At 64.8% G+C, this 14421-nt stretch carries 12 protein-coding genes and 2 pseudogenes; 6 read left to right on the plus strand and 8 right to left on the minus strand.

Annotation, left to right across the window (positions count from 1 at the left end):
• The first annotated feature begins 2 nt into the window (after nucleotides 1-2).
• From EZH22_RS15915 to EZH22_RS15930, 4 genes are all read left to right on the plus strand, one after another.
• Nucleotides 3-632: a DsbA family protein gene (locus EZH22_RS15915; protein WP_203191534.1), complete on the plus strand. Its 630-nt coding sequence runs from the start codon at nucleotides 3-5 to the stop codon at nucleotides 630-632.
• Nucleotides 632-1318, plus strand: a complete 687-nt coding sequence (locus EZH22_RS15920; protein ID WP_456300861.1) for a L,D-transpeptidase — start codon at nucleotides 632-634, stop codon at nucleotides 1316-1318. The genes EZH22_RS15915 and EZH22_RS15920 overlap by 1 nt, the downstream gene beginning before the upstream one ends.
• Nucleotides 1319-1880: 562 nt before the next feature.
• Nucleotides 1881-3248: a DUF1254 domain-containing protein gene (locus EZH22_RS15925; protein ID WP_231710996.1), complete on the plus strand. Its 1368-nt coding sequence runs from the start codon at nucleotides 1881-1883 to the stop codon at nucleotides 3246-3248.
• Nucleotides 3249-3261: 13 nt separating this feature from the next.
• Entirely contained in the window at nucleotides 3262-4287 is a 1026-nt protein-coding gene (locus tag EZH22_RS15930) for a DUF1254 domain-containing protein (RefSeq protein ID WP_408647735.1), read from the plus strand.
• A gap of 521 nt (nucleotides 4288-4808) precedes the next feature.
• Here EZH22_RS15930 and EZH22_RS15935 read toward each other — a convergent pair.
• From EZH22_RS15935 to EZH22_RS15970, 8 genes and pseudogenes are all read right to left on the minus strand, one after another.
• Entirely contained in the window at nucleotides 4809-5477 is a 669-nt protein-coding gene (locus EZH22_RS15935) for an amino acid ABC transporter permease (protein ID WP_231710997.1), read from the minus strand.
• 14 nt (nucleotides 5478-5491) lie between these two features.
• Nucleotides 5492-6160 (minus strand): amino acid ABC transporter permease, encoded by a 669-nt coding sequence (locus tag EZH22_RS15940; RefSeq protein ID WP_203191537.1) that lies wholly within the window; start codon nucleotides 6158-6160, stop codon nucleotides 5492-5494.
• Between the two features lie 75 nt (nucleotides 6161-6235).
• Nucleotides 6236-7078 (minus strand): substrate-binding periplasmic protein, encoded by an 843-nt coding sequence (locus EZH22_RS15945; protein WP_203191538.1) that lies wholly within the window; start codon nucleotides 7076-7078, stop codon nucleotides 6236-6238.
• 238 nt (nucleotides 7079-7316) lie between these two features.
• Nucleotides 7317-8024 (minus strand): IclR family transcriptional regulator, encoded by a 708-nt coding sequence (locus tag EZH22_RS15950; RefSeq protein WP_203191539.1) that lies wholly within the window; start codon nucleotides 8022-8024, stop codon nucleotides 7317-7319.
• A 98-nt stretch (nucleotides 8025-8122) separates the two neighbouring features.
• Nucleotides 8123-9535, minus strand: a complete 1413-nt coding sequence (locus EZH22_RS15955) for an MmgE/PrpD family protein (protein WP_203191540.1) — start codon at nucleotides 9533-9535, stop codon at nucleotides 8123-8125.
• A gap of 121 nt (nucleotides 9536-9656) precedes the next feature.
• Nucleotides 9657-10181: pseudogene (locus EZH22_RS15960) on the minus strand (amino acid ABC transporter permease); the annotation flags it as partial.
• A 42-nt stretch (nucleotides 10182-10223) separates the two neighbouring features.
• Nucleotides 10224-10892, minus strand: a complete 669-nt coding sequence (locus EZH22_RS15965; RefSeq protein WP_203191541.1) for an amino acid ABC transporter permease — start codon at nucleotides 10890-10892, stop codon at nucleotides 10224-10226.
• Between the two features lie 92 nt (nucleotides 10893-10984).
• Nucleotides 10985-11824, minus strand: a complete 840-nt coding sequence (locus EZH22_RS15970; protein ID WP_203191542.1) for a substrate-binding periplasmic protein — start codon at nucleotides 11822-11824, stop codon at nucleotides 10985-10987.
• A gap of 374 nt (nucleotides 11825-12198) precedes the next feature.
• On the opposite strand from EZH22_RS15970, the gene EZH22_RS15975 reads away from it, so the two are divergent.
• Together EZH22_RS15975 and EZH22_RS31870 are read left to right on the plus strand one after the other, a co-directional pair.
• A complete protein-coding gene (locus EZH22_RS15975; RefSeq protein ID WP_203196577.1) occupies nucleotides 12199-12927 on the plus strand; it encodes an amino acid ABC transporter ATP-binding protein in 729 nt (242 codons plus the stop codon).
• A 34-nt stretch (nucleotides 12928-12961) separates the two neighbouring features.
• A pseudogene (locus EZH22_RS31870) lies at nucleotides 12962-14395 on the plus strand (hydantoinase/oxoprolinase family protein); the annotation flags it as partial.
• Between the last annotated feature and the right edge of the window lie 26 nt (nucleotides 14396-14421).

Genomic DNA, 14421 nt, shown 5'->3' on the forward strand with positions numbered 1-14421 from the left:
CCATGCGACGCAGGGACTTCATCCGCATCGTCGCGCTCACGGCGCTCGTGCCGGCCGCGCTGGCGGGCACGCGCGGGGCACGGGCGGAAGGCGTCGACGTCAACGCCATCCTCCGCGACCCGGCCGCGCCCACGTTCGGCAATGCGGACGGCGACGTCACCATCGTCGCTTTCCTCGACTACAACTGCCCCTTCTGCAAGAAATCGGCGCCGGACCTCGCCCGCGTGGTGAAGGAGGACGGGCATATCCGGCTCGTCTACAAGGACTGGCCGGTGCTGACCGAGGCTTCGGTCTACGGCGCGCAGATGGCGCTCGCGGCGACCTACCAGGGGCGCTACGAGACGGTTCATAACGCCCTGATGGCCATCCCCGGCCGCCGCATCGACGAGCCGACCATGCTGAAGGCGGTGGCCGGCTCGGGCGTCAACCTCGACCGGCTGATGGCGGATCTCAAAGCCCACATCGCGGACATCAGCGCGCTCCTGAAGCGCAACGCGGCGCAGGCGGAGTCCCTCGGCCTCAGCGGCACGCCCACCTATCTGGTCGGCCCCCTGCTCGCCTCGACCCTCGACTATGCCAGCTTCAAGCGCGCCGTGGCCGAAGCCCGCCGCCGCCAGACCGCGGGGGAATGATGCCGCACGTGGATCTTCTCTCTGCCGCCAACATGCTCTCCCGTCGCAGCCTGTTCACCACCCTAATCCTGCCGCTGGCCCTCGGAGCCTGCGTGACTACGCAGGAGGAGATGCTGGTGAAGGCGCCGCGCATCGCGCTGACCGATGCCGCGCGCTATGGCGCGCTGGAGGACAATGGCTTCCGCATTCCCGCCGCCGATCCCGACGACATCAAGCCACGCAATGTCCGCCAATTGGTGAACAACCCTACCGGACAGGAGCCGGGCACGCTGGTGGTCGATCCCCGGAACCGCTTCCTCTATCTCGTGCAGGAGAACGGCAAGGCGCTGCGCTATGGCGTGGGCGTCGGCCGCGCGGGGCTCGAATTCTCCGGCACGGCGAACGTGGGCACGAAGCGCGAATGGCCGAGCTGGCGGCCCACCGACGCCATGATCGCGCGCGAGCCCGCCAAGTACCGGCCCTGGGCCGGTGGAATGGCCGGGGGCGAGACCAATCCCCTCGGCGCCCGCGCCCTCTATTTGTTCAAGGACGGCAAGGATACGCTCTACCGCATCCACGGCACCAACGAGCCCTGGACCATCGGCGAGGCGGTCTCCTCCGGCTGCATCCGCATGATGAACCAGGATGTGATCGACCTTTACCGCCGCGTGCCGAACGGCACGAAGGTGGTGGTGTTCCCCGGCTGAGACATCGCAATCCCACACCATTCCGCCCGTCCATTGTCCCGCGACGGGGGGATGCGCGAGCGCCCGGACCTTGCACGGCCCGGGCGCTTGTTGCTTCCGGCGGCCGGTTGCGGGCGTCCGCCGGCTTCTTGTCCTTCGGCCAGCCCACGCCAACGGCGGACGACGTTCACATCCCATCAGAATGCATCCCAGCTTAGCGGGCTGCCGAAGCAGGAAGTCGATCAGGAGTCGTGTCTTGGCCGCGAGATAGCGATCCCTGATCCGCTCTCAAATGAGACGGCCACCGCCTGCTCATCCGCATATGTCCCGCTGAACGGAGCGACGAGCGGGTTGTCCTATGCGCCAACTCGCAGCACTGGAAACCATCGCGCCGTTGCACGATGATCGTCTCCACGACTTGTTGGTTCTTGCCGCCAGCTGACGGTTCCTTTCGGAGGTGGCGAGGCCCGCGGTCACAGCGCCAATTCCATCTTGGTCCAGAACACGATACTGGCAGCGAGGGACGCAAATGACACGAAGGTTTCCCGTCGAGGCAGCGCGCTTCGCCATAGTGGCGTTACTCATGGCTCAGCCGGTGACGACAAACGCGCAGGCCCCTGCGACGAACGACGTACGCACCATCGCCAAGGAGGCGGTTATCTACGGCTTTCCACTGGTCGATAATTATCGCGTTCTGCACTCCTACTTTGTCGACGCTAAAAATCCGGAATTCAAGGCGCCATGGAATACACTTTACAACGTCGCGCGGGTCTTCACGCCCGACGATAAGGCGATCCAGACACCCAATTCGGATACCCCCTATTCATTTCTGGGCGCAGACCTGAGGGTGGAGCCGCTCGTCCTGTCGGTGCCGGATGTCGAAAAGGATCGTTACTATTCGTTGCAGTTCATCGATCTTTATACTTACAACTTTGCCTATGTCGGCAGTCGCGCGACCGGCAATGCGGCAGGGAATTTTCTGCTCGCGGGCCGAGGTTGGAAAGGCGAGAAGCCGGCCGGCATCAAGGAGGTCATCCGCTCGGAAACGGACTTTGCCTTCGTCCTGTACCGCACCCAGCTCAAAGGTCCAGGCGACATCGAGAACGTCAGGAAGACCCAGGCAGAGTACAAGGTTCAGCCGCTATCGACATTTCTCGCCCAGCCCGCTCCTGCGCCGGCGCCGAAGGTCGATTTTTTCAAGCCGCTGACGGCGGAAGAAGAGCGTACATCGCTGCGCTTTTTCGACGAGCTGAACTTCATCCTGCAGTTTGCTCCGCCCCATCCCAGCGAAGTGGAGCTGAGGGCCCGCCTTGCGACGATCGGCATCGTGCCCGGCAAGCCATTTGATGCGGATCAGACGTCCGCCGAAGTCCGCCAGGCCGTTTCGGAGGGCATGGCGGATGCCTGGAAAGCCCTCGCCGATTTCAAGGCACAGTTGATCGACACGGGCAAGCGAACCTCCGCCGACGGATTCGGCAACCGGGAATTCCTGAATGGCGATTATCTCGGCCGCATGGCGTCGGCCGCGTTCGGCATCTACGGCAACTCGAAGGAAGAGGCGATCTACCCCGCCTACTTCGTCGATTCCGAGGGGCGGTCGCTCGATGGGACAAAGCATCGGTACACGTTGCGCTTCGGGCCCGGTGCGTTGCCGCCGGTCAACGCCTTCTGGTCACTCACCATGTATGAATTGCCCGCCAGCCTGCTCGTTGCCAATCCGCTCAAGCGATACCTGATCAATTCGGCGATGCTGCCGGGCCTGAAGCGTGATGCCGATGACGGCATCACGCTCTACCTCCAGCACGAGTCTCCCGGCAAGGACGTGGAATCCAATTGGCTGCCGGCGCCGGCCGGTCCCTTCTGGGCAACCATGAGGCTATACTGGCCGCAGCCCGCCGCGCTCGACGGGAAATGGAAGGCCCCGCTACTCGAGCGCGCGGCGCAGAACTGAACGAGGCCCTATGATGAACTTGAAACAGACCGTCGCCGCCTTGGTCATGAGCCTTGCCGGCACACTGCCTGTGCGCGCCGATCCGGCGGCTGCGATCCCGGTTTCCACCGACAATTTTGTGCGGGCCGAATCGGACCTCTACTTCGCTGGGATCGTCAAGAATGGCGGTTTCGGCAAGTTCGACCATACGCGGGAGCCGGCGCCGATCGACAAGCAGACCGTCATTCGTCTCAACCGGGATACGCTCTACTCCTCGGCGGTGTTCGATCTCGATGCTGGTCCCGTCACCATCACGCTGCCGGATGCCGGCAGCCGGTTCATGTCCATGCAGGTGTTCGACGAAGACCAGTATACCCACGGCGTCCATTACAAGCCGGGCCAGTATACGCTCACCAAGAAGGACATCGGCACCCGTTATGCCGCGGTCGCCATCCGCACGCTGGTGGACCCGTCCGATCCTGAAGACGTGAAAAAGGTGCATGCTCTGCAGGACACGGTCACGGCAAGCCAACCGGCCACCGGCAGCTTCGAGATCCCGGACTGGGACCACGTCAGCCAGAAAAAGGTGCGCGACGCATTGCTGACGCTCGCGACCTTGCTGTCCGACACGAAGCGCATGTTCGGCAGCAAAAATGATGTCGATCCGGTTCGCTTCCTGATCGGCGCGGCCATGGGCTGGGGAGCCAATCCTCCCAGCGAAGCGCTCTATCTCAATGTGACCCCGCCCGAGAACGACGGGACGACGGTCTACAAACTCAAGGTGAAGGACGTTCCGGTTGACGGTTTTTGGTCGATCAGCGTCTACAATGCAGACGGTTATTTTGAGCCAAACGACATCAACGCGTACTCGTTAAACAACATCACGGCAAAGAAGGACAAGGACGGCTCCATTCAAGTCCAATTTGGCGGGTGCATCAGGAATTCCACCAATTGCCTGCCGATCGTTCAGGGCTGGAACTACATGGTCCGCCTTTACCGGCCTCGCGAGAAGGTGCTGGACGGAGCCTGGAAGTTCCCCGAGGCAATGCCAGCGAAGTAATGTGTTCATTGATGGCGGCCCGGCTTGAACCAGCGAGCTTCGCGGCCACTTTCGTGAACAAGACGACGTCTGGGAAAATGGTTCGTGCAACGCCAGCGGGAGTTCCCACGCTGAAAGTCCGCCCCGCAGAAGGGCTGCGATGTCTGCTTGTCGGCGCCAGCGCAATTTCTGCTCCTGGCGCCGTCCGGCGATTGAGCGCGTACGTCCAGCTGTCAGGCTTGGGCAAATCATTGTGTGGTCGTGCAGAAGCTCATCCGCCTTCTTAATCGCCTCGCCGGTTATGGCGAGCAGTAAGTCGCTCAGCTATGCGGCGCCCCCAAGTACTGGCGTTATGGCGTCTCGCCATCAGTAAAGCTGCGCGCATGGACGCTTCCCCCGCTTCGGTCTCGTGGAAGGGGTGGTTCAGCAGCAGTTCGCCTCGGATACGTAGAAATTCCGGATGGCTCCAGCTTTCCGCCTGCCGATCCCGATGGGTGAAGGCCTCGACCGCCTGTGATCCCGCGGAGAGCACCCCGCTGCCCTCACCTTGCGATAGCGCGGCGCTCCAGAACGGTGATGCAGCGGACCAGCGGCCAGAGCATCATGAGATAAAGGAGCGCCGCCACGATGAGTGGCGTGGTGTTGAACAAGTTACCCTGAGCGAGGCGGGCAGTGCGAAGCAGCTCGGGGAGCGTCACCACCGAGGCCAGCGAAGTGAGCTTGATCGCCTCCAGGATGTTGGACATCAGGTCCGGCAGCACGTTGCGGATGGCCTGCGGCAGCACCACAAAACGCAGCGTCGCGACCATGCCGAGCCCGGTGGAGCGGGCCGCCTCCACCTGCCCCTTCGGCACGCTCTCGATGCCGGCGCGGAACACTTCGGCATAATAGGCCGAGGTATTGAGGATGAGCGCGGCGCACACCGCCTGGATGGAGGAGAGCTCCAGCCCGAGGAAGGGCATGCCGTAATAGATGAAGACCAGCAGCACCAGCGGCGGGAAGGCGCGCAGGAAGTCGATATAGACGATGAGTGCGGCATCCAGCAGCCGGCTGCGCACTTCCTGCAGCGCGGCGATGGCGAGGCCGACAACGAGACCGAGCGGCACGGTGATGACCGCCAGGAGCACGGTCATCTTCAGACCCGTCAGCAGGTTCGGCAGCACACGCTCGGCGATGGCCAGGTTGAGGAACTGATTGATGAAGGTGTCCACGGGCGGGCCTCCGGTCAGGCCCAGCGGAAGCGTCGCTCAAGGCGACGGCTGAAGGTGACGAGGGGAACAAGGAAGAGCAGATAGCCGATGGCCGCGACGATGAGCGGCGTGGCATTGGAGGCATAGCCGAGCGCGGCGCTCGCCTCCGCCAGCAGATCCGGCACCGCCACCACGGAGGCGAGAGAGGTGTTCTTCACGGTCGCGATGATGCGGCTGGTGAGCGGCGCCATCACCCGGCGTAGCGCCTGCGGGACCAGCACATGGATGAGCACCTGGCTGTGCGACATCCCGGTGGAACGGGCGGCCTCGTCCTGCCCTTTCGGCAGCGAGGAGAGGCCGGCCCACACCAGTTCCTCGGTGAAGGCCGCGAGCACCAGGCTGAGCGCAAACCAGGACACGAACATGCCGCTAAGCCGCAGCCCGAGATAGGGCATGCCGAAAAAGCCCACCACGATTATCATCAGCGGCGGCAGGGAGCGCAGGATATCGGCGAACAGGATGATCAGTGCGTTCACGCCGCGCCAGCCGGCGCTGCGCAGCATGGCCAGCAGCACGCCAAGCACGACGCCGGTCAACACCACCATGATCGACAGCTCGATGGTGACGAGCAACCCCTTCAGCAGGTCCGGCAGGTAGCGCAGCGCCACATCGATGTTGAAGAAGGAGTGTGCGAGTTGGTTCATCAATCAGGTCCGGAAAGTCGGGCGCGGCATCAAGCGAGGCCCCGCCGGCTGCATGGCCGGCGGGGTGCGGTTCGCTCAGGCCTTGCAGTTCGCCGCGTGCGGCGTCGCGTCGTAATTGGGCATGCCCTCGGGGCCGTAACCGGGCACAACGGTCTCGGTCATGCCGCCCTTGATCGGCTTCACGCCGGTCCAGTTCTCGAAGATTTGGCTGACCACGCCCTTCGCCTTCAGGCATTCCAGCGCCGCATCCACTTTGTTGCGTGTGGCGGCATCGTCCAGATGGAAGGCGTAGCCGAAATACTCCTTGCGATCGACATAGAAGGTCGAGGGCTTGAATACCGGGTTTTCCTTGGCGAGCCAGCCGGCGGAAGCGGAATACATCACGGCGGCGTCCGCCTGGCCCGAGGCCACGGCGGCAGCGGCATCCGAATGCTTGTCGAAGCGCTGCACGGTGATGTTGTACTTGGGTGCCTCTGCACTGATCCAGCGATCAAACAGGTTGCCCTTGTTGGTGGCGACCACCTTGCCCTTCAGGTCATCCAGAGACTTCACGTCACCGCCCTTGGCATTCAGCAGGAAGCCGTAGGTGGCGTCGCCATAGCCTTCGGCAAACAGGATGTTCTGGGCGCGCTCGGCGGTGATCGTCGCCGGGGCGAGGATCATGTTGAACTTCTTGGCGATCAGGCCTGGAATGGTCGCGGCCCAGGGCTGGTCGATCACCTTGATCTCTACGCCCATCTCCTTCGACAGCGCGGCGGCGATGTCGATGTCGATGCCCTTGAACTTGCCGTCGTCGCCGGACACGGCGAAGGGCGGATAGCCCACGTCGGCGGCGGCGACGATCGCCTGCTGGGCCTTCGCGGCCGACACGGACGCCAGCATGGCGGCCGAGAGCAGAACCGTGTGCAGCAGCTTCAATTCAGGTCTCCTGTCTCTGGAAGGTCTGATAACCGTTTCGTTCAGTAGAACGGTCTTTCGTTAATTGGAACACATGTCTGAACGGGGTCAAGACTTGATCTGCATCAAGCAGCATAAAAATCGTGTCTCGCCCTCAAATGCCCAACGGGGCGGCAAATGATCCCGCCCAATGCCGTCTGGCGCGCCATATCCAGCCGCTCACCAGCCCCGCGGGCCCCCGTGCGGACCAAGGGGCGCCTCATCCGTAGAAGCGCGCGCCCAGCACCTTGGAGACCCGCGCCGCGGCCTCGTAGACCAGGGGCTGGAGGGCCGCGATCCGACTTTCTGTCAGCCGCGTCAGCGGGGCGGAAATGGTCATGGCGCCGACCAGTCCGGCCACATTGGAGAAGACCGGGGCCGCGATGCCGCCGATCTCCGCATCACGCTCGCCGATGGAGACGAAGGGCAGACTCTCCAGCGTCTTGGCCGGCCCTGGCACCATGGCGTCGTGCTTGGTGAAATGAGTCAGAACGCGGCCCGCCGCGCCCTTGTCTAGCGACACCGTATCGCCTTCCGCCACATGCTCGCGCAGCAGCTGGTCGCTGTCCTCGCGGAACAGGCACATGCGCTTATTGCCCACCCGCTGGAAGAAGGAGACGCATTCCTGCGTGCTCGTCACCAGCTCCTTCATCACCGGCCGGATATGGTCCTCGAATTCCACATTGTCGGCATAGCGCTTGCCGAGCCGGTACAGCTCCGGCCCGAGCGCATAGCGGCGGTCGGGCGTGATGGTGACCATGCCTTCCTCCGCCAGCGACAGCAGCATGCGCAATGTCGTGCTCTTTACGATGCCGGTCCGCCGGCAGATGTCCGCCAGCGACATGTCCTTGGCGTTGGTGTCAAAACTCTTCAGAATCTGGAGCGCCCGGACAACCGCATCCACAGACTTCGTCTTCAGTTCCGACATCTGGCCTCCCGCGGGATTCGTGGGGTGAACGAAAGGCGCCCACCCGCTTCCGTAGCGCAGCATAGCGTTCTACACGATGGACCGAAAGACGGCCGGACTTACTTTACGTGCAGCGCGGCCACGGGCGCCATCAGTGCATCCAACGACGGGGCCTCCCTCAGCTCCTGCACCGCGGCGACCAGGGCCTGCGCGCCGGCCGAATCCATCGGCCCCTGCGCGAGGACGAAGAACTTCTCGATCAGCATGGCATCGGTGACCGGCACACGCGGATCGCCGCGCGGCGCATCCACCGTATGGGTGCGGGTGCTGCGGTCGGTCAGCGTCACCGTCACCTCGGCCAGCGTGTGGTCCGGATAGGCCGCCGTCTTCTCCGGATCGGCCACCACCACCACCTTGGCCGCAAGCCCATGCAGCGCCGGGTCTGCCAGCCGCTCGGGCGAGAGCTGGGCGACGCCCATCTCCCGATCGGTGAGGCTGGCGGCAATGATATAGGGCAGGCTGAACTGGGCCGCGATGCGCCCGCTCTCGACGCCGATATAGCGGGTGAGCATCTTGGCCGAGAGATCCCAGGTGGAGACGGTGACGCCCGCGATCTGATCCGGCGCGATGGCCTCGGCCCGCGCCAGCGTGATGGCCGCCTCGGCGGCGGACTGCGCCTGCCGGCAGATGGGGTAGAACTTGAAGTAGGTGTCGCGCAGGGTGTAGAGCGTGCCGAGCCCCTCCGTCAGCCGCTCGGGCATCGCCGTATCGGCGGCAAGCTGAAGGAAGCCGCGCCCGGTGCCGGGCGTCCCTTCCAGAGGGCAACCCCAAAACCCCTTGCGGGCCATCAGCGCCGCCTCGATGCCGGTCTTGGCCGCCCAGCCGGTGTGCAGAGGCTTGGCGGAATGGCCGGCCCACAGCGTCTCCGCCGTGGCATAGGGCAGAAGGAAACCGGCGGTGCCGAGCGCGCCCGCAAAGGTCTGTGCATCAAGGCCGAGCAGATGGGCAGCGGCCGCTGCCGCCCCCACGGTGCCGGCGGTGCCGTTGGGCATGTGACCGCGTCCCATGTGCTCGGGATGCACCGACCACGCCACGCGATGGGCCGCCTCATAGCCCGCCACCACGGCGGTGATGAGGTCGCGCCCGCTCTTGCCCAGCGCCTGCGCCAGGGGCAGGGCCGCGCCGAACACCAGCGAGGCATGGATGCCGCCGAAGCGCCAACCGTCCTGCAATTCGAAGATATCGGTGAGCGTGCCCCAGACGAGCGCTGCGGGCGCCGGCGCGGCGGTGCGCCCGGCGCCGGGCACGAGGCACGGCCCCTCGCCCGCAAATTCCAGCGCCGTCTCCACCAGTGGGGCCGCATCTGGCGCCTCCAGGGCTGCGATGGCGACGCCGAGCGTATCCAGCAGCGTGATCTGCACGCGGGCGACCACATCGGCCGGAATGTCCTCGTAGCGCAGGCCCGAGGCCCAGGCGGCGAGCGCGGCGGTGGGGCTGTCCACGGCGACGGGCGCGGGCGAATGGCTGTTCATGGGGCTCCTCGCGTGTCTCAGGCCGCGCGCCGCCTGTCCTCGATGCGGTTGAGCACCTGAACAAGGGGAACAGCATGATGAAATAGAGCAGCGCGGCGACCACCAGCGGTGTCGGGCTGTAGGTGTTGCCCTGCGCCAGGCGGGCGACGCGCAGCAGTTCGGGCAGGGCCACGGTGCTGGCGAGCGAGGTGGTCTTCACCGTCTCGACGATGTTGGTGACGATGTCCGGCATCATGTTCCGCGTCGCCTGCGGCAGCATCACATGGATCAGCACCTGCCACTGGCTGAGGCCGGTGGCGCGCGCGGCCTCCGACTGGCCCCTGGGGATGCTCTCGAAGCCGGCGCGGAAGATCTCGGCGAAGTAGGCCGAGACATTCAGCGTCATGGCCAGCACCACCGAGCCCAGCGTGTCGATGTTCAGATGGAAGAAGGGCAGGCCGTAATAGATGAGGATCAGCAGGACCAAAGAGGGAAAGGCGCGGAAGAAGTCCACATAGTGCGTGATGAGCGCGCTGGCGAGCGGGTGCCGGAAGGTCTGGAACAGCGCCAGCAGCAGCCCGAGGCCAACGCCGAGCGGCACCACGATGAGCGACACATAGACCGTCACCCACAGCCCCTTCAGGAGGAAGGGAAGGGTGAGGCGCATGACCTCGAGATTGAAGAAGGTCTGGATGAACTGGTCCAAGGCTCAACCCCATGCCCGGCGGCGCTCGATGCGTTTGGTGAGGATGACCAGCGGATAGATCATCAGCAGATAGGCCACCGCCGCCATCACCAGGGGGGTGGTGTTGGCAAGCTTGCCCTGCACGGTCAGCGCCACACCCAGGAGGTCGGGCGTCGCCACGGTGGCGGCCAGCGCGGTATTCTTCACCGTGGAAATGATGCGGCTGGTCATGGGCGGCAGGGTGTGCTGGATCGCCTGTGGCAGGATGATATGGGCCATGGCCGCGCCGAAGCTCAGCCCGGTGGAGCGGGCGGCCTCGAGCTGGCCCTTGGGAATGCTCTTGATGCCGGACCAGAAGATCTCTTCCGCGAACGCCGCCAGTACGAGGCTGAGCACCAGCCAGGACACCATGAAACCGCTCATGCGGATGCCGAAATAGGGCAGCCCGAAGAACCACAGGATGATGATGACCAGCGGCGGCAGCGAGCGCGTGACATCCGCATAGGCGCGCACCGCGAAGGTGAGCGGCGCCTTGCCCACCGCCCGCAGCACGGCCAGCGCGAGGCCGGCCAGCGTGCCGGTGAAGATGATGGCGAGGCTTAGCCAGACGGTGCGCAGGAAGGCCTCCGCAATGTCCGGCAGGGCCGCCTGCATGATGGCGGGGTTCAGGAACTGGGCAATGAAGGCGTCCATCGGGTTCCAGCACGGTAGGCGAAGACAGGGGGGCGGACGAACCCGCCGGGACATCGCGCACGCGCCCCGGCGGCCACCGGACCGGAAGCCGGTCAGCGGCTGCACTTCATATCGTGCGGGGTGTCCTCGTAATACTTGGTGCCGGGCTGGCCGTAGCCGGGCTGAGGCGTGTTGGTGATGCCGCCCTTCATGGGCTGCATGCCCGTCCATTTGACGAAGATGGCATCCAGCTCGCCCGAGGCCTTCATGCATTCCAGCGATGCATCGAGCTTATTGCGCAAGGCGATATTGTCCGGCCGCACCGCATAGCCATAGGGCACGCCCTTGCGGATGACGAAAGAGGAGACCTTGAGCTGCGGGTTCTTCTTTGAGGCATAGCCGGCGGCGGTCTGGTACATCATGTAGCCGTCGGCCTGGCCGGAGAGCACCGCCTGCACCGCATCCGGCGAGGTTTCGAAGCGGGCAACCGTGATGCCGAATTCCTTCTCGCGCTCGGTCAGCCACTTGTCGGCGCTGGAGCCCTTGTTGATGGCGATGGTCTTGCCCTTCAGGTCATCGGGCTTGGTGATGTCGGGGCCGTTGGCGCGGATCAGCAAAGAGTCGATCGCCTCGCCATAGCCCTCGATGAAGGCCATGCTCTCGGCCCGCTCGGGCGTGATGGCGGCGGCGGACCACATGGCGGTGAATTTGCCCGCGGCGAGACCGGCGAAGGTGGTGGACCAGGGCTGCTGGATCACCTTGATGTCGATGCCGGAATACTTGCTCATACCCTTGGCCACATCGATGTCGATGCCCTCGAAGCTGCCGTCCATGCTCTGCATGGAATAGGGCGCGAAGCCCACGTCGGAAGCGGCCGTAATGCTTTCCTGCGCTTGAGCGCAGGTGACAGCGGCGCACAGGCATGCGGCGAACGGCACGGCAAAACGCTTCATCGATGGAGCCTCCAGTCGAAGAACCAGGCAGGGAAAAGGGGGGGGCAGCGGCCGGAATGCCGGAAACATCTCATAGAACGTTCTATTGTGTAGAACGATAGTTCTTTAATCAGAACTTCTGCTTGCTCATCCGTCAAGCAGATTCTCGCGGCTTCTGGCGAAAACGCGGAGGGGGATGGTACTCGACCCCGTCAGACAAATGCCAAAACGGAAAGAGAGTGGGCTCGCTCAAAAATTAAGCTTGACGAAGTGGCGTCATGGGCGTTCCATTTTACAGCATGATGTTCTATCAAATGGAACGTCGGCTAAACTTGGTCGCAGAGGGGCCTGATTACGTGAGCCTGCCCTTATCCTCCACGCCTTATGTCGCGCCCATCCTCGAGCTTGGCGGCCTGACCAAATCCTTCGGCCAGACCCACATCCTCAAGGCGGTGGACCTGAAGGTGATGCGAGGCGAGATGGTCTTCATCATCGGCCCCTCCGGTTCGGGCAAGAGCACGCTGCTGCGCTGCTGCAACAGGCTGGAGGAGCCCACCGACGGCAAGATCTGGGTCGGCGGCGTGGACATCTGCGCGCCCTCCACCAATCTCAACAAGCTGCGGCAGGACATCGGAATGGTGTTCCAGTCGTTCAATCTCTACGCCCACATGACCGCCAAGCAGAATGTGATGCTGGCGCTGCGCAAGGTGCAGAAGAAGTCGAAGGCCGAGGCCGAGGCCATCGCCTTGAAGTTCCTCACCCAAGTGGGCCTCGCCGAGCGCGCGGACTTCTATCCCTCCGCTTTGTCGGGCGGCCAGCAGCAGCGCGTGGCCATCGCCCGCACCCTGGCCCTCGGCCCCAAGGTGGTGCTGTTCGACGAGCCCACCTCCGCACTCGACCCGGAACTGGTGGGCGGCGTGCTGCAAGTGATGCGCCAGTTGCGCGAGGAAGGCATGACCATGGTGGTGGTCAGCCACGAGATGCGCTTCGCCCGCGACGCCGCCGACCGCGTGATCTTCATGGCCGATGGTGTCATCGTGGAGCAGGGTCCGCCCGAGCAGGTCTTCGGCGCGCCCCAGCATCCACGCACCAGGGAGTTCCTCTCCAGCCTCAACGGACACTGACCGTCCCGGCCCGCCCCTTTCGCCCGGAAAAGCAATGACCGACACCGTTCGCCTCTCGTTCGACATCGGAGGCACGTTCACCGATTTCGTCCTGCAGGACCCCGCCCGCGGCCGCACCCGCTTCTGGAAGACCCTGTCTACGCCCCACGCCCCCGAAAAGGCGGTGGTGAAGGGCATCAAGGAGCTGCTGGAAGCCGAGGGCGTGCCCGCCTCGCGCGTGGGCATGCTGCTGCACGCCACCACGGTGGCCACCAACGCCATCCTCGAGCGCAAGGGCTCGAAGACCGCCCTGATCACCACCAAGGGCTTTCGCGACGTGCTGCTGCTCGGCCGGCAGAAGCGCTATTCCACCTACAACATGCACCTCGCCAAGCCCGAGCCGCTGATCCAGCGCCGGGACATCTTCGAGCTGGACGAGCGCATGTTCCTGAGGGGTCGCGCGCCCAAGGCGCCGAACGCGGCCGAGATCGACGCCCTGCTGGCGCAGATCACGCAAGCCGGCTACGAGGCGGTGGCCGTCTGCCTGCTGCACGCCTATCAGGACCCCGCCCACGAGCGTCTCGTGGGCGAGCGCGCGCAGGCTCTTGGCCTTGCCATCGACGTCTCGCTGTCGTCCGACGTGTCGCCGCGCTATCGCGAATATGAGCGCACCTCCACGGTGGTGGCGAATGCGTATGTAAAGCCCATCGTTGCGCGCTATGTGAAGCGCCTGGAGACCGCGCTGAAGGCCGAAGGCATCGGCGCCGACCTCTACATCATGCAGTCCAACGGCGGCCTCGTCTCACCGGAGCTGGCCACCGGCATGCCGGTGCGCATCGTGGAGAGCGGCCCGGCGGCGGGCGTGCTCATGTGCCGGGCGGTGGGCATCGAGGAGAACATCAAGGATCTCCTCACCTTCGACATGGGCGGCACCACGGCCAAGCTCGGCGCCATCGACAATGGCGAGCCGGCCATCCTGCCGACCTTCGAGGTCGATCAGGTGCAGTACACCAAGGGCTCCGGCCTGCCGCTGAACATCTCCGCCATCGAGCTGCTGGAGATCGGCGCCGGCGGCGGTTCCATCGCGACCCCGCATCTGGGCGGAATCCGCATCGGCCCCGAGAGCGCCGGCTCCGAGCCCGGCCCCGTCTGCTATGGCCGGGGCGGCACGAAGCCCACCGTCACCGACGCCAATCTGGTGCTCGGCTATCTCAATCCCGGCGCCTTCAACGGCGGCAACATGCAGCTCGATCTGGCGGGCGCCCGCGAGGCGATCCGCGTGCATGTGGCCGGGCCGCTCGGCCTTTCCATCGAGGAAGCCGCGCTCGGCATCCATCTCATGGCCACCGCCAACATGGACCGGGCGCTGCGCATCGTCTCCGTGGAGCGCGGGCGCGATCCGCGCCGGTACGCCCTCGTGGGCTTCGGCGGCGCCGGTCCGGTGCATGCGGCGCGCCTCGCCCGCAGCCTGAATATTCCGCAGCTCATCCTGCCGCGCGGTGCCGGCGTCGGCTC

This window comes from Xanthobacter dioxanivorans (genome assembly GCF_016807805.1).
In the GTDB taxonomy this organism is placed as follows: domain Bacteria; phylum Pseudomonadota; class Alphaproteobacteria; order Rhizobiales; family Xanthobacteraceae; genus Xanthobacter; species Xanthobacter dioxanivorans.

What these genes read in the sequence shown, in the direction of transcription:
- EZH22_RS15925 (WP_231710996.1), top strand. Translation starts at nt 1,881, where the DNA reads ATGGCTCAGCCGGTGACGACAAACGCGCAGGCCCCTGCGACGAACGAC.
- EZH22_RS15915 (WP_203191534.1), top strand. Translation starts at nt 3, where the DNA reads ATGCGACGCAGGGACTTCATCCGCATCGTCGCGCTCACGGCGCTCGTG.
- EZH22_RS15955 (WP_203191540.1), bottom strand. Translation starts at nt 9,535, where the DNA reads ATGAACAGCCATTCGCCCGCGCCCGTCGCCGTGGACAGCCCCACCGCC.
- EZH22_RS15950 (WP_203191539.1), bottom strand. Translation starts at nt 8,024, where the DNA reads ATGTCGGAACTGAAGACGAAGTCTGTGGATGCGGTTGTCCGGGCGCTC.
- EZH22_RS15965 (WP_203191541.1), bottom strand. Translation starts at nt 10,892, where the DNA reads ATGGACGCCTTCATTGCCCAGTTCCTGAACCCCGCCATCATGCAGGCG.
- EZH22_RS15970 (WP_203191542.1), bottom strand. Translation starts at nt 11,824, where the DNA reads ATGAAGCGTTTTGCCGTGCCGTTCGCCGCATGCCTGTGCGCCGCTGTC.
- EZH22_RS15940 (WP_203191537.1), bottom strand. Translation starts at nt 6,160, where the DNA reads ATGAACCAACTCGCACACTCCTTCTTCAACATCGATGTGGCGCTGCGC.
- EZH22_RS15930 (WP_408647735.1), top strand. Translation starts at nt 3,262, where the DNA reads ATGAACTTGAAACAGACCGTCGCCGCCTTGGTCATGAGCCTTGCCGGC.
- EZH22_RS15920 (WP_456300861.1), top strand. Translation starts at nt 632, where the DNA reads ATGCCGCACGTGGATCTTCTCTCTGCCGCCAACATGCTCTCCCGTCGC.